The 22,861-nt window shown below is 68.4% G+C and carries 23 protein-coding genes and 2 pseudogenes; 13 read left to right on the top strand and 12 right to left on the bottom strand.

Translation table 11 applies throughout. The annotated features are described in order from the left end of the window. Positions 1 to 11: 11 nt before the first annotated feature. Positions 12 to 1,529 carry an ATP-binding protein gene (locus RHCRD62_RS13245; protein ID WP_157050898.1) on the bottom strand — a complete coding sequence of 506 codons (1,518 nt, stop codon included), beginning with the start codon at positions 1,527 to 1,529 and terminating at the stop codon, positions 12 to 14. On the opposite strand from RHCRD62_RS13245, the gene RHCRD62_RS13240 reads away from it, so the two are divergent. From RHCRD62_RS13240 to arsA, 7 genes and pseudogenes are all read left to right on the top strand, one after another. Continuing rightward, positions 1,469 to 1,855, top strand: a complete 387-nt coding sequence (locus RHCRD62_RS13240; RefSeq protein ID WP_050065123.1) for an ArsR/SmtB family transcription factor — start codon at positions 1,469 to 1,471, stop codon at positions 1,853 to 1,855. The genes RHCRD62_RS13245 and RHCRD62_RS13240 overlap by 61 nt on opposite strands. Further along, positions 1,852 to 2,952: an ACR3 family arsenite efflux transporter gene (gene arsB / locus RHCRD62_RS13235; RefSeq protein WP_050065286.1), complete on the top strand. Its 1,101-nt coding sequence runs from the start codon at positions 1,852 to 1,854 to the stop codon at positions 2,950 to 2,952. The genes RHCRD62_RS13240 and arsB overlap by 4 nt, the downstream gene beginning before the upstream one ends. A 166-nt stretch (positions 2,953 to 3,118) precedes the next feature. Further along, the gene (locus tag RHCRD62_RS13230; protein ID WP_050065122.1) at positions 3,119 to 3,535 is read left to right on the top strand and encodes an arsenate reductase ArsC; all 417 of its coding nucleotides are present in this window, start codon (positions 3,119 to 3,121) and stop codon (positions 3,533 to 3,535) included. Between the two features lie 16 nt (positions 3,536 to 3,551). Then, positions 3,552 to 4,598: an ArsO family NAD(P)H-dependent flavin-containing monooxygenase gene (locus RHCRD62_RS13225; protein ID WP_050065121.1), complete on the top strand. Its 1,047-nt coding sequence runs from the start codon at positions 3,552 to 3,554 to the stop codon at positions 4,596 to 4,598. Between the two features lie 26 nt (positions 4,599 to 4,624). Continuing rightward, positions 4,625 to 5,050: an arsenate-mycothiol transferase ArsC gene (locus RHCRD62_RS13220; RefSeq protein ID WP_050065120.1), complete on the top strand. Its 426-nt coding sequence runs from the start codon at positions 4,625 to 4,627 to the stop codon at positions 5,048 to 5,050. Between the two features lie 10 nt (positions 5,051 to 5,060). After that, positions 5,061 to 5,465 (top strand): annotated as a pseudogene (gene arsD / locus RHCRD62_RS13215) (arsenite efflux transporter metallochaperone ArsD); the annotation flags it as partial. Between the two features lie 15 nt (positions 5,466 to 5,480). After that, positions 5,481 to 7,262 (top strand): arsenical pump-driving ATPase, encoded by a 1,782-nt coding sequence (arsA, locus tag RHCRD62_RS13210; protein ID WP_050065119.1) that lies wholly within the window; start codon positions 5,481 to 5,483, stop codon positions 7,260 to 7,262. A gap of 75 nt (positions 7,263 to 7,337) precedes the next feature. Here arsA and RHCRD62_RS13205 read toward each other — a convergent pair whose 3' ends face one another. Beyond that, positions 7,338 to 7,808 (bottom strand): ArsI/CadI family heavy metal resistance metalloenzyme, encoded by a 471-nt coding sequence (locus tag RHCRD62_RS13205; RefSeq protein ID WP_050065284.1) that lies wholly within the window; start codon positions 7,806 to 7,808, stop codon positions 7,338 to 7,340. 93 nt (positions 7,809 to 7,901) lie between these two features. On the opposite strand from RHCRD62_RS13205, the gene RHCRD62_RS13200 reads away from it, so the two are divergent. Both RHCRD62_RS13200 and nhaA read left to right on the top strand, forming a co-directional pair. Further along, the gene (locus RHCRD62_RS13200) at positions 7,902 to 8,261 is read left to right on the top strand and encodes an Rv2640c family ArsR-like transcriptional regulator (protein ID WP_050065118.1); all 360 of its coding nucleotides are present in this window, start codon (positions 7,902 to 7,904) and stop codon (positions 8,259 to 8,261) included. Between the two features lie 402 nt (positions 8,262 to 8,663). After that, positions 8,664 to 9,968 (top strand): Na+/H+ antiporter NhaA, encoded by a 1,305-nt coding sequence (gene nhaA, locus RHCRD62_RS13195; protein WP_050065117.1) that lies wholly within the window; start codon positions 8,664 to 8,666, stop codon positions 9,966 to 9,968. A 15-nt stretch (positions 9,969 to 9,983) separates the two neighbouring features. Here the strand turns inward: nhaA and RHCRD62_RS13190 are convergent, their stop codons facing one another. Beyond that, the gene (locus RHCRD62_RS13190) at positions 9,984 to 11,237 is read right to left on the bottom strand and encodes an APC family permease (RefSeq protein WP_050065116.1); all 1,254 of its coding nucleotides are present in this window, start codon (positions 11,235 to 11,237) and stop codon (positions 9,984 to 9,986) included. 80 nt (positions 11,238 to 11,317) lie between these two features. Here RHCRD62_RS13190 and RHCRD62_RS13185 point away from each other — a divergent pair, with 80 nt between their 5' ends. After that, positions 11,318 to 11,932 (top strand): class I SAM-dependent methyltransferase, encoded by a 615-nt coding sequence (locus RHCRD62_RS13185; RefSeq protein WP_050065283.1) that lies wholly within the window; start codon positions 11,318 to 11,320, stop codon positions 11,930 to 11,932. A gap of 12 nt (positions 11,933 to 11,944) precedes the next feature. On the opposite strand, the gene RHCRD62_RS13180 is transcribed toward RHCRD62_RS13185, so the two are convergent. The 8 genes from RHCRD62_RS13180 to RHCRD62_RS13145 form a co-directional block, all read right to left on the bottom strand. Then, positions 11,945 to 13,291, bottom strand: a complete 1,347-nt coding sequence (locus tag RHCRD62_RS13180; protein ID WP_050065115.1) for a DUF1214 domain-containing protein — start codon at positions 13,289 to 13,291, stop codon at positions 11,945 to 11,947. 128 nt (positions 13,292 to 13,419) lie between these two features. Continuing rightward, positions 13,420 to 13,767: a phosphoribosyl-AMP cyclohydrolase gene (gene hisI, locus RHCRD62_RS13175; RefSeq protein WP_050065114.1), complete on the bottom strand. Its 348-nt coding sequence runs from the start codon at positions 13,765 to 13,767 to the stop codon at positions 13,420 to 13,422. Beyond that, positions 13,764 to 14,537 (bottom strand): imidazole glycerol phosphate synthase subunit HisF, encoded by a 774-nt coding sequence (gene hisF / locus RHCRD62_RS13170; RefSeq protein ID WP_050065113.1) that lies wholly within the window; start codon positions 14,535 to 14,537, stop codon positions 13,764 to 13,766. The genes hisI and hisF overlap by 4 nt, the downstream gene beginning before the upstream one ends. Further along, on the bottom strand, positions 14,534 to 15,367 hold the full coding sequence (locus RHCRD62_RS13165; protein ID WP_050065112.1) for an inositol monophosphatase family protein: 834 nt from the start codon (positions 15,365 to 15,367) through the stop codon (positions 14,534 to 14,536). The genes hisF and RHCRD62_RS13165 overlap by 4 nt, the downstream gene beginning before the upstream one ends. A gap of 9 nt (positions 15,368 to 15,376) precedes the next feature. Further along, on the bottom strand, positions 15,377 to 16,111 hold the full coding sequence (priA, locus tag RHCRD62_RS13160; RefSeq protein ID WP_050065111.1) for a bifunctional 1-(5-phosphoribosyl)-5-((5-phosphoribosylamino)methylideneamino)imidazole-4-carboxamide isomerase/phosphoribosylanthranilate isomerase PriA: 735 nt from the start codon (positions 16,109 to 16,111) through the stop codon (positions 15,377 to 15,379). Between the two features lie 19 nt (positions 16,112 to 16,130). Continuing rightward, positions 16,131 to 16,391: a hypothetical protein gene (locus RHCRD62_RS13155; protein WP_157050897.1), complete on the bottom strand. Its 261-nt coding sequence runs from the start codon at positions 16,389 to 16,391 to the stop codon at positions 16,131 to 16,133. Next, positions 16,388 to 17,017: an imidazole glycerol phosphate synthase subunit HisH gene (hisH, locus tag RHCRD62_RS13150; protein WP_050065110.1), complete on the bottom strand. Its 630-nt coding sequence runs from the start codon at positions 17,015 to 17,017 to the stop codon at positions 16,388 to 16,390. The genes RHCRD62_RS13155 and hisH overlap by 4 nt, the downstream gene beginning before the upstream one ends. Then, a complete protein-coding gene (locus RHCRD62_RS13145) occupies positions 17,014 to 18,171 on the bottom strand; it encodes an MFS transporter (protein ID WP_172671058.1) in 1,158 nt (385 codons plus the stop codon). The genes hisH and RHCRD62_RS13145 overlap by 4 nt, the downstream gene beginning before the upstream one ends. A gap of 226 nt (positions 18,172 to 18,397) precedes the next feature. Between RHCRD62_RS13145 and helR the strand changes: the two genes are divergently transcribed. Then, positions 18,398 to 20,572, top strand: coding sequence for an RNA polymerase recycling motor ATPase HelR (gene helR / locus RHCRD62_RS13140; protein WP_050065109.1), 2,175 nt, complete (start codon positions 18,398 to 18,400; stop codon positions 20,570 to 20,572). Between the two features lie 86 nt (positions 20,573 to 20,658). Here the strand turns inward: helR and RHCRD62_RS25460 are convergent. Beyond that, positions 20,659 to 20,832 (bottom strand): annotated as a pseudogene (locus tag RHCRD62_RS25460) (imidazole glycerol phosphate synthase subunit HisH); the annotation flags it as partial. A gap of 219 nt (positions 20,833 to 21,051) precedes the next feature. Here RHCRD62_RS25460 and RHCRD62_RS13130 point away from each other — a divergent pair. Both RHCRD62_RS13130 and RHCRD62_RS13125 read left to right on the top strand, forming a co-directional pair. Further along, positions 21,052 to 21,699 carry a hypothetical protein gene (locus RHCRD62_RS13130; protein ID WP_050065107.1) on the top strand — a complete coding sequence of 216 codons (648 nt, stop codon included), beginning with the start codon at positions 21,052 to 21,054 and terminating at the stop codon, positions 21,697 to 21,699. A gap of 34 nt (positions 21,700 to 21,733) precedes the next feature. Next, entirely contained in the window at positions 21,734 to 22,858 is a 1,125-nt protein-coding gene (locus tag RHCRD62_RS13125) for an ATP-binding protein (protein WP_050065106.1), read from the top strand. Positions 22,859 to 22,861: the final 3 nt, after the last annotated feature.

Raw genomic sequence — 22,861 nt, 5'->3', positions numbered from 1 at the left:
TTGTGAAGATGTCACCCACCCGATGTGAGTAGCCGCCGGATGCCGGCGGAGAAATCGCGGTCGTCGGCAACTTCCACCGATAGTTCACCCTCGAACAGCTCGTGATGGTCGCGAGCAGTTGCTGTCCAGGTTCCCGTAATACGGTCGGCCTCCGTGCTTCGCAGGACAAGAACGAACTCGCCGTCATCGCTGTTGTAGGTGGCGTCCGGGCGGAGCTCGTTCAGCGTCAATTCCAGGTCGACCGAACCAGAATTGGTGAACACCACCGAATCTCGCTGGTAAGCCGAAGGTGGCAGCTGGAGGTCGTGGAGACGTGGTTGATGAGCTGCCATCCACGTGTACGGCTGTGCATCCCTGGGTCCCCAAGGGCGCGGCGGTGCGGGAAGATTCTTGGTCACGTCGTCGTCATCGTGCGGCTTGGCGACCGCTTCCACAGGGCCAGCGAGATGAATCTTCACCTCGACGCCTTCCATGAACGTCTTGCGGAGATTGCGCACTCGCACTCGCGCGCAGGGCCACACTGCGGACGCCGCATCGTCGAGGAACGCGACCCAGGAAGCGCGTATCGCCGCCTCCCACTCATCGATCTCCGCCCGGTATTCCGCGAGGCTGCGGTCCTCCGGTTCGGTGCCGAACACCGACGCGGTAGTGGCGAGTGCCCATACCGACGTAGTGGTCATAGGTGCAGATTCCTTGCGAATGGTCTCCGTGTAGGCGGCCTCGAGTCGTGTGCGTTCACTCATGACGTAGCTGTCGAGGATCTGCGGGCTGCACCGGAACGGCAGTGCGGTGCCGGTGATAGAGACCGCGATGTTCGCGCTCGGGCGAGCTGATGCGGCCCGCTTGAGAAGTGTGCGGACTTCCCCGCCCCTCGCTTCGCGGGTTTGACCGTCGAGACGGATGTAGATGCCACCGTTCTTGAGGTTCTCGGGCCCGTCCTTGTAGCAGGTGTAGACGGGATCGCCCGGCCGCGGCGGGTCGACCTTGATGACGATGATGTCGCGGTCCTGGTCGACACGAACTCGCTCGAAGTCCCATCGGGGCCCATCGTCGCCGATGTACTTCTTCACGATGTCCTCGAGATCCTTGGCCTCGAAGAACGGAAGGCCCGACACGGAGCCCTGGCTGACTCCGAGAACCATGAGCGCGTGACCGGCGAGACGTTTCGAGGCTTGCTCTGGGTCTCGATTCGCAGCTCCCAGAATGAACTTCGCCACCTTCGCTCCGCCGCCGGTGCTGGACAGATCGATCTGCGACTTCAACTCCAGGAAGTGCCGCTCTGCGCGGTCGTCGAGTTCACTCAATGCATCGATGAGCCCCCGCCATTCGCGCTGCCCCATCGGCAACCGACTCAGATCCGGATCCGTCACGCTTGCCCCTTCCCTCGGGGCAGCAACAGTATCCGAGCGCACCGACAGTTCACTTGACGTTCCTTGCGGGTTGTTTCGACATCTGTCAATATTGATGTATGTCGAAACAACAGCCGGCGGACGCCGGTGCGTGCTGTTCGCCGCTGGTGCGCGAACCACTGACTGAGGACTGGGCCGGCGATCTGGCACGGATGTTCAAGGCGCTCGGCGATCCGGTGCGTCTGCGCCTGCTGTCGCTGGTCGCCTCCCACGCCGGCGGCGAGGCGTGCGTCTGTGACATCTCCAGGTCGTTCGACCTGTCGCAGCCGACGATCTCCCATCACCTCAAGGTGCTGCGCGAGGCCGGCCTCCTGGACTGCGAACGCCGCGGCACCTGGGTGTACTACTGGGTGATCCCGTCCGCGCTGCAGCAACTCTCGGCGGTGCTGCTCACCGAGGGTGAGCCAGCCGTGCCGTCGGTACAGTGCGCGGAGGTCTCGGCGTGAGTGAGACCCTGACCACGACGGAGCATCCGGCCGTCGTCGGCAAGCTCTCGACGCTGGACCGGTTCCTGCCGGTGTGGATCGGCGTCGCCATGGTCGCCGGCCTGCTGCTCGGCAGGATGATCCCCGGCCTCGGAGACGTCCTGTCCGCAGTGGAGATCGACGGTATCTCGCTGCCGATCGCCCTTGGGCTGCTGATCATGATGTACCCGGTCCTGGCGAAGGTCCGCTACGACCGCCTCGACACCGTCACCGGCGACCGCAAGCTCTTGGTCGGCTCCCTCGTCCTGAACTGGGTCGTCGGACCGGCCCTGATGTTCGCCCTGGCCTGGATCTTCCTCGCGGACCTGCCCGAGTACCGGACAGGCCTGATCATCGTCGGCCTGGCCCGTTGCATCGCGATGGTGATCATCTGGAACGACCTAGCGTGCGGTGACCGCGAGGCCGCGGCCGTACTGGTAGCGATCAACTCGGTGTTTCAGGTGGTCATGTTCGCCGTCCTCGGCTGGTTCTACCTGTCGGTCCTGCCGGGTTGGCTGGGCCTGGAACAGACCACGATCGACACCTCACCGTGGCAGATTGCCAAGTCGGTGCTGATCTTCCTCGGCATCCCTCTGCTCGCCGGCTACCTGACCCGCCGCTACGGCGAAAAGGCCAAGGGCCGTGAGTGGTACGAGTCGAAGTTCCTGCCGCGGATCGGGCCGTGGGCGCTGTACGGGCTGCTGTTCACCATCGTGATCCTCTTCGCCCTGCAAGGTGACCAGATCACCTCCAATCCGGTCGACGTCGTGCGCATCGCGATCCCGCTGCTGGTGTACTTCGCAGTGATGTGGGGCGGCGGATACCTCCTCGGGGCAGTGATGGGCCTCGGGTACGAGCGCACCACCACACTCGCGTTCACCGCGGCGGGCAACAACTTCGAACTCGCCATCGCGGTCGCGATCGCCACCTACGGCGCCACGTCCGGGCAGGCGCTGGCCGGGGTGGTCGGGCCGCTGATCGAGGTCCCCGTCCTCGTCGGCCTCGTGTATGTCTCACTCGCGCTACGTAAGCGCTTCACCCCCACCACGAGATTGTCCGTGTCGGCCACGAAGCCCTGACCCGATCGGTCGCTCGACGAGGGAACTGCGCACTGACGAACACCGGTCGCAGCCAGAATTGCTGGTGCCGCAGGATCAGCGTCCTGTTCCGCGAGCTCGTGTCCACCGCTATCACCTGACTGACTCGTCCAGTCTGTCCGACCCTCCTCTTCGAAAGGGACTGTGCATGTCCACTACCCCGAGCGTCCTGTTCGTCTGCGTGCACAACGCCGGGCGATCCCAGATGGCCGCGGGCTTCCTCACCGCGCTCGCCGGCGATCGGATCGAGGTCCGCTCCGCCGGCTCCGCACCCGCCAACCAGGTCAACCCGGCCGCAGTCGAAGCAATGGCGGAGCTCGGCATCGACATCTCCGCCGAGAACCCGAAGTTCCTTACCGTCGACGCGGTGCAGGCCTCCGACGTGGTGATTACCATGGGGTGCGGCGACACCTGCCCGGTCTTCCCCGGCAAGTCATACCGCGACTGGGTCCTCGAGGACCCGGCCGGCCTGGGCATCGAGGCGGTCCGCCCGATCCGCGACGAGATCAAGACCAAGGTCGAGGCGTTGATCGTGGAGCTGACTGCCGCCTCCGCAGGCCGCTGAACTGCAGGTTGATCTGATGGCGACGAGTGTCGATGTGGTTGTGATCGGCGGCGGCCAGGCAGGTCTGGCGGCCGGCTACTACCTGCGGCGCACCGGGCACCGGTTCGTGATCCTCGACGACCAGCCCACGCCGGGCGGGGCGTGGCCGCACATGTGGCCGTCGCTGCGCCTGTTCTCTCCGGCGGAGTACGCGACCCTGCCGGGGTGGCCGATGCCCCACTGGCAGGACGGGTTCCCGCCCGCCGGTCATGTCGTGGACTACCTCACGTCCTACGAAGCCCGCTACGACCTGCCGGTCGAGCGTCCTGTGCGGGCGGCCGCTGTCCGCCGCGACGGCAGCGACCTGATGGTCGAGGCGGGTACCCGGATCTGGCGGGCACGCCGGGTCATCAGCGCAACGGGGACCTGGCAGCAGCCGTTCTGGCCGATCTACCCCGGCGCACGCACATTCACGGGCCGCCAGTTGCACACCGTCGACTACCGCACCCCGGACGAGTTCGCCGGCGCCGACGTGGTGGTCGTCGGGGGCGGCAACTCCGCAGCCCAGCTCGTCGCGGAGATCTCGACGACCGCGTCGACCACGTGGGTGACCAGCCGTCCACCGCGGTTTCTTGCCGACGGCGTCGACGGGCGGGCGCTGTTCGAGGTCGCGGCACGCCGCGCCGCAGCCCTGGCCGCCGGGCGACCCGATCCCGGTGGCGTCGCGGCTCTCGGTGACATCGTGATGGTTCCGGAGGTGCTGGCCGCGCGTGAACGTGGTGCGCTGACGGCCCTGCCGATGTTCGACCGCCTCACCACGGACGGGATCGCCTGGGGTGACCGGCGGCAGCACGCTGACATCGTGGTGTGGGCGACGGGGTTCAGGCCCGCCCTCGGCCATCTGAGGCCGCTGCGGCTGCGCGGCCAGGACGGCGCCGTGCCCACCATCGGGACCCGCGCGCTGAAGGAACCGCGCCTGCACCTGCTCGGCTACGGCGACTGGACAGGACCAGGGTCGGCCACGATCCTCGGCGTGGGCCGCACCGCCAAATCCGCTGTGGCCGAACTCGACCTCGACGACTGACCCGATCCCTGAAAGGACCCATTTCGATGAGCACACCCTCGGTGCTGTTCGTGTGCGTGAAGAACGGCGGCAAGTCCCAGATGGCGGCCGGGCTGATGCGCGCCGCCGCCGGTGACACCGTCACCGTGCACTCCGCCGGCATCAAACCCGGTACTGCCGTCAACGCGCTCTCGGCCGAGTCCCTGCTCGAGGTCGGCGTCGACATCACCTCCGAGACCCCGAAACCGGTGGACCCGCAGCTGGTTCGCGACGTTGACGTCGTGGTCACCCTCGGCCGCGAAGCCCACGTCGACGAGGTGCCGGGCACCACCTTCGAGAACTGGGACACCGACGAGCCGTCCGAACGCGGCATCGACGGCATCGAGCGGATGCGGCTCGTGCGCGACGACATCGCCGCCCGCGTCGCCGACCTCGCCATCCGCCTCACCCGACAACACCAGGAGATCCGTTGAGCACCATGGAGTTTTCGAACCCGCCCTGTGCTGTAACACCGGCGTCTGCGGCGACGACGTCGACCAGGCGTTGGTGACCTTCTCCGCCGACATGGACTGGGTCCGCTTCCAGGGCGGCGAGATCACCCGCGTCAACCTGGCCAGTGAACCGCTGGCGTTCGCACAGCGGGAACCGGTCGCCGCATTCCTGAAACTCTCGGGGTCGGAAGGGCTTCCGCTGGTCCTCGTCGACGGTGTCATCGCGATCACGGGCCGCTACCCGAACCGGGCCCAGCTCGCGAAGTGGGCCGGGCTCGACACCTCGGCAGCCATGGTCGCCGCTCCGGCGGGAGTCACGATGCTGGGCCTGACCGAGACCGCGAACGCCGACGCAGGCTGCTGCGGCGACGACTCGGCACCCTCGACCTGCTGCTGAAAAGGACTCTCCGACATGAAGTTTCTCGACAACCCGCCCCGATTCCTGTTCTTCACCGGAAAGGGCGGGGTCGGGAAGACCTCCGTCGCGTGCGCGTCAGCGATCGCCCTCGCCCGCGCCGGCAAGAAGGTGCTGCTCGTGTCCACCGATCCGGCCTCGAACGTCGGGCAGGTGTTCGGACTGCGCATCGGCAACACCGTCACCGCCGTGCCCGCGGTGCCGAGGCTGTCCACGCTCGAGATCGACCCGCAGCAGGCAGCCGACGCCTACCGGGAACGGATCGTCGGGCCCGTCCGCGGGCTGCTGCCCGACGCCGAGATCGCCTCCATCACCGAACAGCTCTCGGGGTCGTGCACCACCGAGATCGCGTCGTTCAACGAGTTCACCGCGCTGCTGACCGACACCGACGGCGTCACCGGCGGGTTCGACCACGTCCTGTTCGACACGGCCCCGACCGGCCACACCATCCGGCTGCTTCAACTCCCCGGGTCATGGACCGAATTTCTCGATGACGGCAAGGGTGATGCCTCGTGCCTCGGCCCACTTGCCGGTCTCGGCAAGCAGCGCAGCATCTACGCCGACGCCGTCAGCGCCCTCGCCGACCCCGACCGCACTCGACTGGTGCTGGTGACCCGGGCGCAGCGAGCACCGATCGCGGAAGTCGCCCGCACCCGGACCGAGCTCGCCGACATCGGCCTGGCCCATCAGTACGTCGTCGTGAACGGACTGCTCCCGGCGCCGGACGGGCGCGATGCCCTCGACACTGCGATCCACCGACGCGAACGCGCTCTCCTGGATGCGCTGCCGGTGAACCTGCGTACGCTGCCCGTCGACGAGATCGAACTCAAACCCACCAACATGGTCGGCATCGCCGCCCTCGACTCACTGTTCACCACGACGCCTGTCGCCGAACCGGCGGCTCCCACCACCGAGCCGGGAGCGGTCACCGACACCGCGTCTCTGTCGACTCTCGTGGACGAGCTCGCCGCAGACGATCACGGGCTGATCATGTTCATGGGCAAGGGTGGTGTCGGGAAGACCACCCTTGCCGCGACGGTGGCGATCGCGTTGGCCGACCGCGGCCACCAGGTGCACCTGACCACCACCGATCCCGCGGCGCACCTGACCGACACCCTCGCCGGTGCCGTCGCGAACCTCGTGGTCTCGCGGATCGACCCGGCGGAGGCCTCCGAGCAGTACCGCACCCGCGTCCTGAAGTCGAAGGGGGCAGTGCTGGACGAGCAGGGCCGCGCCGCGCTGACCGAGGATCTGAAGTCACCGTGCACCGAGGAAGTCGCTGTCTTCCAGGCGTTCTCGCGGGTCATCCACGAGTCCCGACGCAAGTTCGTCGTCGTCGACACCGCCCCCACCGGGCACACCTTGCTGCTGCTCGACGCCACCGGTTCCTACCATCGCGAGATCGCCCGGCAGATGGGCGAGAACGCGAACTTCACCACGCCGTTGATGCGGCTGCAGGATCCGGACGAGACCAAGATCGTCCTGGTCACCCTCGCCGAAACCACCCCGCGCCTCGAAGCGGCGGGCCTGCAGGCTGACCTCGAGCGGGCCGGTATCGATCCGTGGGCGTGGGTGGTCAACAACTCCCTTGCAGCTGCGGCGCCGTCCTCGCCGCTGTTGCGGTGCCGCGCGGCGGCGGAGGCGACCGAACTGAGGGCCGTCACCGCTGACCATGCCACACGATGCGCCGTGGTACCGATGCTCGCCGCCGAACCCGTGGGCGTCGAAGCACTGCGGGCACTGACTCGAGAAGGCTGCGGAGACAGCGCAACCGAGTGAGCGCGCCTACCACCTACCCGACACTGCGCGGACGAGTTCGGCCGCCCTGTCGGCGGCCGAACTGGTGCTCCGGCGTCAGCAACAAGACGACCCGGCGGGCGCCTCCTCGTCGGTAGCGGTGCCGCAGCACACGCCACCTGCGGAGTCGATGTCGAGGCGCCGGGGGCTGGAGCCGAAGGTGTCGGAGTCGGCGAGGACGGTGTAGACCTCCCACTTCTCCCCCGCCGGGCCGGTGACCCACACCTTGTCCTGGGTGGCGAAGCAGCAGGTGGTGCCGATCTCCTCGTCGGTGAACAGACCCTCCCCGGTCAGGCGGGCGATCTCCTCGTGCACCTTCGCCGACGATTCGACCTCGACGCCGAGGTGGTTGACGGTTCCGCCCTGTCCCGGGTTCTCGAGCAGCACCAGCTTGAGGGGCGGTTCCGCGATGGCGAAGTTTGCGTAGCCGGGCTTGAGCTTCGCCGGCTGGGTGTTGAACAGCTTGGAGTAGAAGGCGACCGATTCCTGCAGGTCGTCGACGTTGAGTGCGAGCTGGGCGCGTGACATGACAGCCTCCACGTGTGTGACATATGTCGAATAAGGGCACCTACAGAGTCCCACCATTTCGACATAAGTCAAGTAGGTCGGTAGCATTCGGTCATGCCCAAGGCCCTGCCGATCGTTGACGTCACAGCACCCATCTGCTGCGCCCCGGTCTCCGCGGCCCCGATAAGCGACGACGCGGCACTGCAGGTGGCGCTTCGACTCAAGGCCCTCGCCGATCCGGTCCGGATCAAGCTGATGTCGATCCTGCTCACCGCGGACAGCGGCGAGGTCTGCACCTGCGACCTGGCCACCGGCGTCGGGCTCGCCGAATCGACCGTCAGCCATCACCTCGGCCAACTCAAGAAGGCCGGCATGGTCGAGCCCACCCGCCGCGGGATGAACGTCTTCTACAGCGCCCGCGCCGACTCCCTCGACGCACTCCGCCTGGTGCTCGACCCGAACTGCTGTCGCTAGTTTCCGGAAAGCGAGAACGGCGCCAGGCTCAACCCCACGCACGGACGGTGTGCACCGCCGCGGAGTCACGAATGCGCGGGCGGCGGGGCGACCGCCCGGTAGGATAGACGGATGCACCGTGCCGACTCCAGCCTCGCCTGGGATCCGTACGAGCTTTCTACGGTCCCCCCGTACATCGCGCGGACAAGCGCGCTCCGCCGACCGAATCGGCCGCAGCTCGACCGGAACGAATTCCCCGGCGGAACGAACGGGTACACGACCTTGTGGGGCACCAACGCGCACGGCAAACTCGCCGGCTGCCCACCCTCTCGGCGCTGACCGCTGCCCTGGACCGCCACGACGGTCCGACTCGATCGCAGACGCCGACATCCCGGCGTCCCACGGTCCGCACGGAAAGACCTCATGAGCCGACCTTTTGCCAACCTCCCACTGTTCACGCCGGGTTCCTGGCCCGAGACGTCGCGGATCGCCGCGATCCTCCGCAAGGAAACGGTCGGCGGCATTCTGCTGCTGATCGCCGCGGCCACCGCACTGATCTGGGCGAATTCGCCCTGGTCGGCGAGCTACTACACGATCAGCGACTTCACGATCGGGCCGGCGGGCCTGCATCTCAACCTTCCGCTGTCCCTGTGGGCGGCGGACGGCCTGCTCGCCATCTTCTTCTTCGTCGTCGGACTCGAACTCAAACGCGAGTTCGTCGCCGGTGACCTGCGCGACCCCAGGCGGGCCGCGCTCCCTGTCATGGCGGCCATCGGCGGCATGTTGGTGCCCGCCGTCATCTTCGTCGTCGTAACCGTCAGTTCCGGTTCGGGCGGGGTCCACGGCTGGGCGATTCCGACCGCGACGGACATCGCTTTCGCCGTGGCCATCCTCGCGGTGATCAGTTCGCACCTACCGCTGGCGTTGCGCACCTTCCTACTGACACTGGCTGTGGTTGACGACCTGCTGGCGATCACCGTGATCGCGGTCTTCTACACCGACGAGATCCACTTCGCCTACCTCGGCGCCGCACTGATTCCGCTGGTCCTTTTCGCGATCGCGGTCCAGAAGCGCATCCGAACCTGGTGGATTCTCATCCCACTCGCCGTCGTCACCTGGGCGCTGCTGCACCAGTCCGGGATCCACGCCACGATCGCGGGTGTCGCCCTCGGCCTCACTGTCCCCGTCCTCCGGAGCAAGGCTGCGGGCGGACCCGACGCGGGCCCCGGCCTCGCGGAGCACTTCGAGCACCGAATCCGGCCGTTCTCCGCAGGATTCGCCGTCCCGGTGTTCGCGTTCTTCGCGGCGGGCGTGACGGTCGGCGGCATCGACGGCTTTCTCAACACCCTCACCGACCCCGTCGCCATCGGCATCATCGCCGGCCTCGTGATCGGCAAGGCGGTCGGCATCACCGGGGCCAGCTACTTGACGGCGAAGGTGACCCGCACCGGCCTGTCGGAGGGACTGCGCTGGCTCGACGTCGCCGCCGTCGCACTCCTCGGCGGCATCGGATTCACGGTGTCACTGCTCATCGGTGATCTCGCCTTCGCCGGGGACGAGACGCGCATCGACCACGTCAAGGTCGGTGTCCTCGTCGGGAGCCTCGCGTCGGCTCTGCTGGCGACCGTCGCACTTCGCATTCGCAACCGCGCGCATCGCGAACTGTACGAGCGACAGTCCAACGACTCCGACAATGACGGCATCCCGGACGTCTACCAACGTCCGTGAGCAACGGTCCGGGGCTCAGCGACCGACTCTGACGCGGCACGCCTGCACCGCGTGGACGAGGGTGCCCGCAGCGAGAACCCCGACGCCTGCGACCACCGACCACGCGGGCAGTGCGACGGCGAGGACGACACATCCGCCGAGTCCGGTGATCGGGACGATCCTCGGTGGTCGCCGCTCCGCGCGCGTGAGGGTCCAGGCGGCGGCGTTGGCGATCGCGTAGTAGACGAGGACGCCGAACGACGAGAACCCGATGGCATCCCGGACGTCGACGGTGATCACCAGGATCACCACCGTCACGCAGACGGCGAGTTCGGCGCGATGCGGGACACCGAACCTCGGGTGCACCGCGGCGAGGACGTGGGGCAACCTGTGGTCGCGCGCCATCGCCAATGCCGTCCGTGAGACCCCGAGGATCAGGGACAGCAGCGAGCCGAGCGCCGCGACCGCGGCACCGGCGACCACGACCGGTACCAACCCGCTCGCACCTGCCGCGCGGACCGCGTCGAGCAGCGGCGCAGCCGAGGACGCCAGGCCGTCGGACCCGAGCACGAGCAACACGGACACCGAGACGGTCGCGTACACGATCAACGCGACCGCCAGGGCGATGCCGATCGCGCGGGGGATGGTCCGCTCCGGATCACGCACCTCCTCACCGAGGGTGGCGATGCGTGCATAGCCGGCGAACGCAAAGAACAGCAGTCCGGCAGCCTGGAGAACGCCGGCGACGGTCGTCCCCGATTCGTCTGTCAGCGCTCCGGTGTCGACCGCACCGGATCCGAGGACCGCGATCACGACCGCGACGAGGACGGCCGACACCACCGCCACGATCAGGCGAGTCAAAGTGGCGGACTTGCTGATTCCGCGATAGTTCACCGCCGTCAGTGCGATCACGGAGACCGCCGCGACGGTGCGGGCGTGGTCGGGCCACGCATAGGCGCCGACGGTCAGCGCCATCGCAGCGCACGAGGCCGTCTTTCCGACGACGAAACTCCACCCCGCGAGGAAACCCCAGAGCTCGCCGAGGCGTTCACGACCGTAGACGTACGTTCCTCCGGACGTCGGGTACTGCGCTGCCAGGCGTGCCGAAGAGGTCGCGTTGCAGTACGCGACCACCGCCGCGACCGCCAGTCCGACGAGCAACCCCGTCCTGGCAGCCTGCGCGGCGGGCGCCAGTGCCACGAATATTCCTGCCCCGACCATCGATCCCACGCCGATCACGGTCGCGTCGAACAGTCTGAGAGTTCGCCGCAGGTCACCGGGAGTTGTCACGGTGAGCGATGGTAGACGTGTGGCACCCGCCGCCGCCCGCCGAGCGTGGGATGCTGATACCGGAACCGAAGGAGAACGACATGGGGTTCTACGACGATCACTTCGTACCGCGCCTGGTCAACGTCTCGTGCGGCCTGTCCTCACTCGAGCACCTACGCCGCAGCGCGTGCTCCGGACTGCACGGACGCGTTGTCGAGATCGGATTCGGGTCCGGGCTGAACATTCCGTTCTACCCGGACACCGTGGACTCCGTCGCCGCCGTGGAACCCGCCGACCTCGGCTGGAAGCTGGCGCAATCGCGGCTCGCGACTGCGAGCGTGCCGATCCAACGGTCCGGCCTCGACGGGCAGTCGTTGCCGTTCCCCGACGACAGTTTCGACTGCGCCCTGTCCACGTGGACGATGTGCACCATCCCCGACGTCCACACCGCCCTGCTCGAGATGCGCCGCGTGCTCAAGCCAGGCGGGACGCTGCACTTCGTCGAGCACGGACTGGCCCCGGACGAGGGCGTGCAGCGCTGGCAGCGGCGTCTCGAGCCGATCCAGAAGCGGGTCGCCGGCGGCTGCCATCTCACCCGGCAGATCCCCGACCTGGTGCGCGAAGGCGGCTTCGAGATCCAGGATCTCGACACCTTCTACGAGCACGGCGTCCCGAAGGTGCTCGGTGCGCTGTCGCTCGGCGTCACGGCACCCTGAGGCAGCCGCCGCCTACAGCCGGCTGAAGTTCGACGGTTTCCAGCTGCCATCGAACGCGGCGGCGCCCGGGCCGTAGACGCGGAAGTACGCGAACCAACTGTTCCCGGGGTTCGTCTGCAGCCACGGCACATTTCCGTCGGGACGTTCGGGACCGAAGTACAGCGTGATGTTCCCTGCCGAATCGGGAGTCAGCTCGTCACGGAGCGAGGTCAGCACCGGCTTGAACTGTGGGGTGTTGATCTCGGATCGGGTGTCCAGGTCGTAGAGGGTCACCGACCAGAATTGTGCTGCCGGAACGGGAGCCGGAACAGTCAGCACGTAGGTGTTCGCGCCGTCGAGAGGCGCTTCCTCGTCGTCGACGTTCGCAAGCCAGTAGAGCGAACCCGCACCCTCGGAGTGGCGGAACATCGCAGGCGTTTCGAGCGTGGCCTGGTAGAACCAGCGCTCACGGACGGAGAGGTGCAGGAAGTCGCGTTCGTAGTAGCCGTTGTCACCCTCGGAGTACACGACCCATTCCCAGCGGCGGTCCGGCCAGACCAGGCGTTGCGGATCCTCGTCGGCGAAGGCAGCGACGACCAGTTGCTCGTTCGCCTTCTCCGCGGCTTCCGTGAGCACTGCGGCCGTCGCCGAGTCCGGCGTGAACGCCCGATCCCTGCGCAGACCGAGGTCGGCCAGCATTCCGAACTCGTTGTAGTAGGTCGCCGAAGCTACATCCCCGTCCAGCGCGCGCTTGACGACGTTCCAGAACTCGAAGGTGCCGTCGACGACGCAGGGATTCGCGACGGCCTTGCGTTCCGACATGTCCACGAACGTGTTCTCCGGGGCATGCGCGGCATCGGCGAGCGGATAGAGCCGCAGGGTTCGCAGGAGCGCCTTGCCCTCCTCCGGGTCAGGGAAGGGAGCCCGCGCACACACGAGGAATCTGTTGGCGTGCATGCGTTTCACCAGGTATCCGTCGGGCAGGTCACCGTCGTAGCCGGGCCCGACGAGGAGGTACTTCGCACCCGCACCCCTCTCTTCTCCGACGAATCCCATGTTCGTGACGAACTGGAAGTACTGATCGTCGACGACGCCCATGATCGGGCCTGCCGGCACCTCGACGACGACAGGACCGTCGGTCGCGTCCCCGTAGGCGAGACCGTACGGCGTGTCCGAGTTCTGTGTGAGCGTCACCAGATCAGGGGTGGTCAGCTGGATGAGGAAACCCCGGTTCACGGGTGCTCCCAGATCTTCGAGCGCTTCGAAGTTGAGCTGCATCGACACGGTCGGATAGAAGAACTTGTACGCCTCGACAGCGCGGTTGAGCAGCGCCTCCCGACGGATGCGTGCGATCTGCTCAGGTGCGGGCAACTTCTTCATCTCAGGATCCCCCTCGTTCGCGACTGGCACGACCGCACCGACGCTAGTCGATGCCAGTGCCGTCGCCCACGATCCGCGCCGCGCGTCGAATCGGCGTGTCGCACAGGCGATGAAGGCCTGCGCCCGAACTACGGGCGCGCGAGCAGGACGTCGGAGTCGAAGCAGGTGTGCGTGCCGGTGTGGCACGCCGCGCCCTCCTGATCGACGACGAGCAGCACGCTGTCGCCGTCGCAGTCGAGCCGCACCTCGTGCACGTACTGGGTGTGCCCGGACGTCTCGCCCTTGACCCAGTACTCCTGCCGGGACCGCGAAAAGTACGTTCCCTTACGGGTTTCCAGTGTCCGCGCGAGGGCTTCGTCGTCCATCCACGCGACCATGAGCACGTCGCCGGTGGACCGTTCCTGCGCGACGGCACTGAACAGGCCGGCCTCGTTCCGCTTCAGGCGCGCCGCGATGGCGGGGTCGAGTGTGCTCATCGGACCGTGATCCCCTCTGCGCGCATGGATGCCTTGACGTCACCGATCGTCATGTCACCGAAGTGGAAGACGCTCGCGGCGAGCACCGCGTCGGCGCCCGCCTGCACGGCGGGAGCGAAGTGCTCGACCAGGCCCGCACCGCCACTCGCGATCACCGGAACGTGCACGGCGGCCCGGACGGCGCGGATCATCGACAGGTCGAACCCGGCCTTCGTGCCGTCGGCGTCCATCGAGTTCAGCAGGATCTCCCCCACGCCCAACTCGGCTCCGCGCTGCGCCCACTCGACGGCGTCGATACCGGTGCCGCGCTTGCCGCCGTGCGTGGTGACCTCCCAGCCGGACGGGGTCGGTTCCTGACCCGCGGGGACGGTGCGCGCGTCGACGGACAACACGATGCACTGCGCGCCGAACCGCTGCGACATCTCCCGCAGCACCTCGGGCCGGGCGATCGCCGCGGTGTTGACGCTGACCTTGTCGGCGCCCGCGCGCAGCAATCGATCGACGTCGTCGACGGTCCGCACCCCGCCGCCGACGGTGAGCGGAATGAACACCTGTTCCGCAGTGCGCGTCACGACGTCGATCATCGTCCCGCGGTCGCCGCTGGACGCGGTCACGTCCAGGAAGGTCAGCTCGTCGGCGCCCTGCGCGTCGTACGCGGCAGCCAATTCCACCGGGTCGCCCGCGTCCCGCAGGTTCTCGAAGTTGACGCCCTTGACCACACGGCCCGCGTCGACGTCCAGACACGGGATGACCCGTACCGCCACACTCATGTCGATCCTTCCCGACTTCCGCCGTCCCGATAGTCCCCCGGGTCACCCAGGGAGACGAGAATGTCCAAGATCTGTTGGTGCACACCCGGCGCGGCCGCGAGCACCGACCGCGACCCGAGGTGCCACGGCTGTCCGGCCAGGTCGGTGACGACCCCGCCCGCCGCCCGCACGAGCGCGACACCCGCCGCGTTGTCCCACGGGTGGTACCCGTACACGACCGACGCACCCAGGACGCCGGCCGCTGTGAACGCCAGGTCCGCACCGGTCGACCCGTGCATCCGCAACCGCCGGCACACCCGGCTGACCTCGCCGAGCGCCCGCACCCGGAACTCGCCGGGAATCGGTCCACGCCCGTCCAGGTTGAACGCCCCGAACCCGACCATTGATTCCGCCAGGTCCCTCGGCGCCATCCGGGGCAGTTCCTCACCGTTGCAGTACAGCGGACCGTCGACGGTCGCGGCGTACCGCCGGTTCATCATCGGCAACCACGTCAATCCGAGGATCGGATCGCCGTCGCGCAGGAGCGAGAGCAGGATGCCCGCCATCGGCAGCCCCGCCGAGTAGTTCAGGGTGCCGTCTACGGGATCGAGGACCCACACCAGGCCGCTACCGAGGTCCGGCCCACCGAACTCCTCGCCGTGCACCGGAATTCCCGTGCGGGCGACGAGCTCGGCGGAGATCCGCTCCTCGAGCTCGAGGTCGACGGCCGTTGCAAAGTCCTTCGGCCCCTTGGCAACCGCGCTGGGCGCCCCGACTCCGGCGACGAATCGATCCACGGCCCCGTCGAGCACACCCGCGGCCACCGCGAGCAACTCGTGTGGGTCCGTCATACGGCGAGACTATCCGGAGACCGCGGCGAGGGCCTCGGGCAGTGTGAAGCGGCCGGCGTACAGCGCCTTGCCGATGATCGCGCCCTCGACACCGAGGCCGGTCAGACCGGCGATGTCGACGACGTCCTGCAGAACGGAGATGCCGCCGGACGCGACGACGGGAGCGTCGGTGGCGGCGCACACCTCGCGCAGCAGGTCGAGGTTCGGGCCCGTGAGGGTGCCGTCCTTGGAGACGTCGGTGACGACGTAACGTGCGCACCCGTCGCGGTCGAGCCGGGCGAGTGTCTCGAACAGGTCGCCGCCCTCGGTGACCCACCCGCGGCCGCGGAGCTGGTAGCGGCCGTCGACGTTCCGGACGTCGAGTCCGACGGCGATCTTGTCGCCGAAGCGAGCGATGGCGCTCGCGCACCACTCGGGGTTCTCGATGGCGGCGGTGCCGAGGTTGACGCGGGCGCAGCCGGTGGCCAGTGCGGCCTCGAGGGAGGCGTCGTCGCGGATACCACCCGACAACTCGACCTTCACGTCGAGTTCGCCGATGACACCTGCGAGCATGTCGCGGTTGGAGCCACGCCCGAATGCGGCGTCGAGGTCGACCAGATGCACCCACTCGGCGCCTGCGTTCTGCCAGGAGAGTGCGGCGTCGCGCGGCGAGCCGTAATTCGTCTCGCTGCCTGCCTCTCCCTGAACGAGGCGAACAGCTTGACCGTCGACGACATCTACCGCAGGCAAAAGGACCAGGCTCACGTGCGTGAAGATTACTGCGTCACGACGGTGCGCCGGCCTCCGGGTCCGTCTCGGTCGCCCCGTCCGTCGCACCGAAGGCGCGGCGCGTCATCCGGGTGGACACGACGCCCATCGCCGCGATCGCGCCCGCGACACCGCCGAGCCCGATGACCAACCCCACTACCGGTCCCGGTTCGAGGACGGCGATGAGGGCGGCGGCCAGGACAAGCACCGCCGTCGCGGCGCCGAGGGAGTACAGCGCGAGCTTGCCGAGCGACAGGTTCTCGCGCTGCCCGCTCACAGGCTGCGGACCCAGTTCTCCAACAGCGCGGCGCCCGCGTCCCCGGACTTCTCGGGGTGGAACTGCGTGGCCGACAGGGGCCCGTTCTCGACGGCCGCAAGGAACGGTCCGCCGTGATCGGCCCACGTGAGCTTCGCCGGCGCGATGACTGTGTCGTCGGCCAGTTCCCACTTCTGCACGGCGTAGGAGTGCACGAAGTAGAAGCGGGTGTCGGCGTCGAGACCGGCGAACAGGACGCTGTCCTCGGGTGCCTGCAGGGTGTTCCACCCCATGTGCGGCAGCACGTCGGCCTGCAGCAGTTCCACGGTGCCCGGCCATTCGCCGCAGCCGTCGGCTTCGACGCCGTGCTCGACGCCGCGCTCGAACATGATCTGCATGCCGACGCAGATGCCCAGGACAGGTCGTCCACCCGCGAGCCGCTTGCCGATGATCCGCTCACCGCGAACCGCCGTGAGGCCCTCCATGCAGGCGGCGAACGCGCCGACACCGGGAACGACGAGACCGTCGGCGGCGAGCGCGATCTCGGGGTCGGCGGTGACGGTGACGTCGGCGCCGACGCGCGCGAGGGCCCGCTGCGCGGAGTGCAGGTTCCCGGAACCGTAATCGAGGAGGGCGACGGAGGTCATGGTTCAACTCTATCGGCCGTGCGGGTGGCCGCCGGAATCACCAGCGCCACCGGGACCACGAGAGCGATCGCGACGGCCGAGACGGTGAACACGGCGGGGTACCCGGCCGCGTCCGCGACGACGCCGAGCGCGAGCGCTCCCACGCCCGTCCCGGCGTCGTAGCTGATGTTCCAGGCCGCACTGGCGGCGCCGAGCCGGGCCGGGCCCGCCGCCCGGAACAGCCGGACCAGCGACTCGTTCTGGACGGCACCGAAACCGGTTCCGAACAGTGCGGCACCCGCAACGAGCAGCCCGGCGCCACCCACGACGATGGCGACCGTCAGCAGCGCCGCCCCTGCGCTAGCGCACACGAGTGCGGGCGCCAGGACGCGTCCGACCCCGATCCGGTCGGCGAGCACACCGGCGCCGTAGCGGCCGACGAGGATCGCGCCGCTGACGACGGCCAGCGCGACCCCGGCCGCCGCGGCACGGTCGGCGACGGCGATCGGCAGCAGGGTCGTGACGCCGCCGTAGACCGACGCGACAACGATCATCGCGAGGCACGGCACGAGCAACAGCGACAGCGGGAGTCGGGTCCGCGCTCCGTCGGGCGCGGCGTGCCGGATCCGGGGCAGCGCGGCGACGGCCGCCACCGCCGTGAGTGGGACGGCCGCGCCGAGCAGGTAGACCGCATCCGCGTGACCGCGCCCGTAGAGGCCGAGGCCCACCGGGAGGGCGATCATCTGCCCGACCGAGATCGCGATGCCCTGCGCGCCGGTGGCGCGACCGAGCAGGTCCGCCGGGACGAGTTCGGCGACGAGCGCGCTCCCGGCGACGGTGACGAGACCGAACCCGATGCCGCGCACGACGGACACCCCGAGCGCGACGGGTTCGGCGACGGACGCCAGGAACACCAGTGCGGGAACGCCGAGCAGCACGCACCCGAGGGCGAGGACGGGCCGATAACCCCAGGTGTGCAGGAGTCGGGGCGTGACGAGCTGGGTGAGAACCGTCGCCGCCATGAACACCGCGGTCACCGCCCCGGCGATCGCATCGGAGGCACCGGCCTCGGAGACGGCGAGCGGGACGACGGGCAGCAGCAGCGACCAGCCACCGAACGCGGCGAAGCCCATCGCCATGGCGACGGGCATCCCGTGGGTACGGAGGAGGGTCATCGGACGTGAACTCGCATGCCGGGCAGGGCCGGCGTGTCCGGGCGCACGAAAGCTCACCTTCTGTTCTGAACTGGGGATCGACGCGACGCGTCAGGAGAACCGGGCGGAAACACAGTCCCTTCCACTTTCAACTTATAGCGCACCCGGGGGCTTGCGGCAAGACCCCGGGGGCGGCGCAGAATCGCTGACCTGACCACGACACCGAGGGAAGGGTGGACTCCACCGAATGCGTGAACTGGATCGAGATCGCGAACACGGGGACGGACCCGACAGTGCGTTCGACCTTCCGGATCGTCTCGCCGCGAAGGCCGATCCGACGCTGATCGCGGACGACGAGAAGCACTTCGCCGCACTCGCGGACAGCCTCGAGAAGGCCGTCGCCGACCTGACCCGCCGCATCGACGCCGCCCGCAAGGCGCCGGGCCGCCTCGGGCAGGAGGCGATGGAGCGGGACATGGCCGTCCATCAGCTCGGCGCCGAGCTGCGCGCACTGCGCCGCTACGGCCTCGACCTGTGCCTCGGCCACATGGTGCCCGCCGACGGTTCCGAGCGGGTCTACGTCGGGCGGCTCGGCCTCCTCGACGGCGCGGGCGCCCAACTGCTCGTGGACTGGCGCTCCCCAGCCGCGGAGCCGTTCTTCGGCGCGACCCACGCGAACCCGATGGGCCTGACCAGCCGCCGCCGGTACCGCTGGACCCGCGGCCGGATCAGCGACTACTGGGACGAGGTCTTCACCCCCGACAGCACCGGCTCCGGCGCCGCGCTCGACGACCAGTCCGCGTTCATCGCCAGCCTCGGCAGCGACCGGTCGCCTCGGATGCGGGATGTGCTCGGCACCATCGCGGCCGACCAGGACGCCATCATCCGGGCGGGATCACGCGGGACGCTCGTCGTGGACGGCGGTCCCGGTACCGGCAAGACCGTCGTCGCCCTGCACCGCGCCGCCTACCTGCTCTACTCCGACCCTCGACTCCGGCACGGCGTGCTGTTCGTCGGCCCGCACGAGCCGTACCTGGCGTACGTCGCGGACGTGCTGCCCAGCCTCGGCGAGGAGGGCGTGCAACTGTGCACCGTGCGCGACCTCGTCACCGAGGGAGCGGACGCGACGCCGGAAACCGATCCGGCGGTCGCGCGACTCAAGGCGTCCGCGGACCTGGTACGAGCCGTCGACCGCGCCGTGCGGTTCTACGAGCAGCCGCCGACCGAGACGATGACCGTCGCGACCGACTGGGCCGACCTCCCGCTCAGCGCCGACGACTGGACGGAGGCGTTCGGGGCACCCGAACCCGGGACTCCGCACAACGAAGCGCGCGAGGAGATCTGGGACCTGCTGCTGACGATCCTGATGGACAAGGCCCACGCCGACATTCCTCGCGGCCCACTGCGGCAGTCGTTGTTCCGGAACGAGGAACTGCGCGCGGCCCTCGACAACGCGTGGACGCTGATCGAGGCGGCGGACCTCGTCGCGGACCTGTGGTCGGTTCCCGCCTACCTGCGTCTGTGCGCGCCCTGGCTCGGGCCCGACGAGGTGCGGACGCTGCAACGCGCAGACCCGACGGCGTGGACCGAATCCGACCTGCCGATCCTCGACGCGGCGCGGCAGCGACTCGGCGATCCGAATGCCTCTCGGCGCCTCCTCAGGCATCGGAGCGCCGTCGCCGCCGAACGCGAACGCAGATCCGCGGTTGTCGACGACCTGATCGCCTCCGACGCCTACGCCGACGGCGAGGGTCTGATGACGCAGCTACGTCAGCACGACCTGCAGGAGATGCTCGTCGACGAGGACGCGATGCCGCGGCCCGAACCGGACCTGCTCGCGGGCCCGTTCGCGCACATCGTCGTCGACGAGGCCCAGGAACTGACCGATGCGCAGTGGCAGATGCTGTTGTCGCGCTGCCCATCCCGCAGCTTCACCATCGTCGGCGACCGCGCCCAGGCCAGGCACGGCTTCACCGAATCGTGGCGGGAACGACTCGAGCGCGTCGGCGTCGACCACATCGACCTGGCCGAGCTGAGCGTCAACTACCGGACGCCCGAAGAGGTGATGGCCGTGGCCGAACCCGTCATCCGGGCCGCACTGCCCGACGCGAACGTCCCGACGTCGATCCGCAGCAGCGGCATTCCCGTCACCCGAGGCCACGTCGACGAACTGGACCGGATCCTCGGCACCTGGCTCGCCGAACACGACGAGGGCATCGCCTGCGTCGTCGCCACCGGGGCGGCCGGGTTCACTCCGACGTCACGCGTCCGGTGGCTACCACCGGACCTGGTGAAGGGACTCGAATTCGACCTCGTCGCGCTGATCGATCCCGACGACTTCGGCACCGGCATCGAGGGCGCCGTCGACCGCTACGTCGCGATGACCCGTGCGACGCGACAACTCGTCGTCCTCACCAACTGAGGTGGTGTCGCGGTCGGTGGCTCAGACCAGACGGAGGATGCCACCGGCCGCGGCGAGCACCACGATCGCCAGCAGGGCACGGAGAGGAGGCCCTCCATGCAGGCGGCGAAGGCTCCCACGCCGGGGATGACGAGCCCGTCCTCGGCGAGTGCGATCTCGGGGTCGGCGGTGACGGTGACGTCGGCGCCGACGCGCACGAGGGCCCGCTGTGCGGAGTGCAGGTTCCCGGAGCCGTAATCGAGCAGCGCGGCGGAGGTCATGGGCCTTCCATCGACCGTTGATGCGTGGGTCGTTGCGGCATCGGCGCACGATCACTGCTCGCTCACGAATGCGGACGTGTCGGCTCCTCCGCGCATACTGGTCGCGTGCCAGCCCAGCGAGTCACCCGAGCCGCGAAATCCCTTTGCCAGCACGGCCCGATCACCCTGACGATGCCGTGCCGTCCGTCGCCGGACTCGAACGAACACGATATGCACCCAGTGACGATCGAGCCGGACTGGACGATCACGACTCCACACGACACCGCGGCGGAACGGGTAGCGGCGGCGTTCGGTAGCTGGAACTCCTGCATGCAGTTGGACAAGTCGCTCGCAGCCGCGCTGCGCGGGATGGAGTTCACGATGCGAACCGCCAAGTACCCGGTCCGGCGACACCCGGCCCAGTCAGGGCGTTGGTTGGTGGATCGGTCCAGCGTCATGTTCGGGAGCGCGTTGGCCGCGGCGATGTACGTGCGATCGTCAGCAGAGTGGCTCGCGGGTCTCACCGGCGGCCTGCACTGGCAGACGCGTGATCTGCAGACGCGCCTGATCGCCGAGTTCGGCGTCCATGCGGCCGTCCCCGAGCGATACGACGACATGCGCGAGCACGTCACCGAACCTGACGGCTTGAACCTACTGTGGGACAACGGCATTCACCCGAAGAGAGTCCGCCGGATCGCGCGGCGGATCGAGCTCGGAAGTGAGCGCCTTGCCGCGCGCGACTTCGTCCTTCTCGCCTACTCGGGAATTCCCGGTAGGGACATCTCACGGGTCGCCAGGAAGTCCGGCGATCTCGCGACGACCTTGACCGTCATCCGTGACCAGGCTGTCCACCGGTACTTGAACTCTGCGGACCCTGAACACCACTGATTCCACCCGTCCATCACGCTCAGAGGTAGTGCACATGACCCTGACCACCCGAATCGACTACGAGAACACCCTCACCGCGATCGCGGCCTGTATCAATGCACGAATTCCCGTACTGCTGTGGGGTAACCCCGGCGAAGGCAAGACGTCGATGATCGAGTCGGCCGCGGGCAGCGGGTTTCACGTCGAAACCGTCATCATCAGCCAGAGCGAGCCGTCCGATCTCGCGGGCTTGCCCGTCGTGACAGCGGCCGGTGATGTCGCGTTTGCCGCACCGAGGTGGGCGCGCAGACTCGCCGAGCAGTCCACACCGTCGATTTGCTTCTTCGACGAGTTCAGCACCGCTGCGCCTTCACTTCAGGCGGCGGCGTTGCGGATTCTCACACACGGCGAGGTGGGGGCACTGCGGCTCCCCGAGACGGTGGCGTTCGTGGCCGCGGCCAATCCCGTCGACATCGCCGCGGCAGGCTGGGAACTCGCGGCACCGACGGCGTCCCGTTTCGTGCATCTGGACTTCGCAATGCCGTTGGAGGTGTTCGCGGAGGGCACGGTCACTGGTACGTGGCCGCCGCTGCGCGTCGAAGGCCTCCCAGCCGATTCCGAGGTTCGGCGCATCGCGGAGATGGCGCGGATCGCCGCATTCCTGCAGGCGCGACCGACCCAGCTGTGCGCACTGCCCAAGGAAGCCGCTGCGCGTGGGCGGGCCTTTCCCACCCCTCGCACCTGGGACTTCGCCGGACGGCTCATCTCCGTGGCGGAATCGACGGGAGCGAGCGCGGAGGTCCTGCAACTGCTGGCCGCCGGGGCCGTCGGCGAATCCACGGCGTACGAGTATCTGACCTGGCGCTCACATCTTGACCTACCCGATCCAGACGATCTTCTCGACAACGCGTCCGAGGTGAGTTTCTCGTCGCTACGCCCGGACCGAAGCTTCCTGGTGTTGCAGTCCACGGTGCAGGCGCTGGACCGACGCAACTCGCCCGAGCGGTGGTCACGGGCCGTCGAGCTCTGCTGTGCGGCCGCGAATCAGATCGGCGTCGAACCCGCGATTCCCGCGGTCCGCGCGCTGATGAGCCCGGACCGCCGACCCGCGGGGGCACCCCTGCCCGACGGGCTCGTGGTGTTCGCGGCAGCACTCGAAAAAGCAGGGGTACTGGCCTAAGCG

This window comes from Rhodococcus sp. RD6.2, from assembly GCF_001040705.1.
Taxonomy (GTDB): domain Bacteria; phylum Actinomycetota; class Actinomycetes; order Mycobacteriales; family Mycobacteriaceae; genus Rhodococcus_G.
The sequence above is the reverse complement of the archived record's forward strand: the minus strand, read 5'-3'. Positions and strand labels throughout refer to the sequence as shown.

Excerpts from the sequence above, each read along its gene's own strand:
- arsA (WP_050065119.1), top strand. The coding sequence starts at position 5,481 with ATGAAGTTTCTCGACAACCCGCCCCGATTCCTGTTCTTCACCGGAAAG.
- RHCRD62_RS13240 (WP_050065123.1), top strand. The coding sequence starts at position 1,469 with ATGTCGAAACAACAGCCGGCGGACGCCGGTGCGTGCTGTTCGCCGCTG.
- RHCRD62_RS13230 (WP_050065122.1), top strand. The coding sequence starts at position 3,119 with ATGTCCACTACCCCGAGCGTCCTGTTCGTCTGCGTGCACAACGCCGGG.
- hisI (WP_050065114.1), bottom strand. The coding sequence starts at position 13,767 with ATGAGCACACTCGACCCCGCCATCGCGGCGCGCCTGAAGCGGAACGAG.
- RHCRD62_RS13125 (WP_050065106.1), top strand. The coding sequence starts at position 21,734 with ATGACCCTGACCACCCGAATCGACTACGAGAACACCCTCACCGCGATC.
- RHCRD62_RS13185 (WP_050065283.1), top strand. The coding sequence starts at position 11,318 with ATGGGGTTCTACGACGATCACTTCGTACCGCGCCTGGTCAACGTCTCG.
- RHCRD62_RS13205 (WP_050065284.1), bottom strand. The coding sequence starts at position 7,808 with ATGTCACGCGCCCAGCTCGCACTCAACGTCGACGACCTGCAGGAATCG.
- helR (WP_050065109.1), top strand. The coding sequence starts at position 18,398 with ATGCGTGAACTGGATCGAGATCGCGAACACGGGGACGGACCCGACAGT.
- RHCRD62_RS13225 (WP_050065121.1), top strand. The coding sequence starts at position 3,552 with ATGGCGACGAGTGTCGATGTGGTTGTGATCGGCGGCGGCCAGGCAGGT.
- RHCRD62_RS13165 (WP_050065112.1), bottom strand. The coding sequence starts at position 15,367 with ATGACGGACCCACACGAGTTGCTCGCGGTGGCCGCGGGTGTGCTCGAC.
- RHCRD62_RS13145 (WP_172671058.1), bottom strand. The coding sequence starts at position 18,171 with ATGACCCTCCTCCGTACCCACGGGATGCCCGTCGCCATGGCGATGGGC.
- RHCRD62_RS13220 (WP_050065120.1), top strand. The coding sequence starts at position 4,625 with ATGAGCACACCCTCGGTGCTGTTCGTGTGCGTGAAGAACGGCGGCAAG.
- RHCRD62_RS13180 (WP_050065115.1), bottom strand. The coding sequence starts at position 13,291 with ATGAAGAAGTTGCCCGCACCTGAGCAGATCGCACGCATCCGTCGGGAG.
- RHCRD62_RS13200 (WP_050065118.1), top strand. The coding sequence starts at position 7,902 with ATGCCCAAGGCCCTGCCGATCGTTGACGTCACAGCACCCATCTGCTGC.
- hisF (WP_050065113.1), bottom strand. The coding sequence starts at position 14,537 with ATGAGTGTGGCGGTACGGGTCATCCCGTGTCTGGACGTCGACGCGGGC.
- hisH (WP_050065110.1), bottom strand. The coding sequence starts at position 17,017 with ATGACCTCCGTCGCCCTCCTCGATTACGGTTCCGGGAACCTGCACTCC.
- nhaA (WP_050065117.1), top strand. The coding sequence starts at position 8,664 with ATGAGCCGACCTTTTGCCAACCTCCCACTGTTCACGCCGGGTTCCTGG.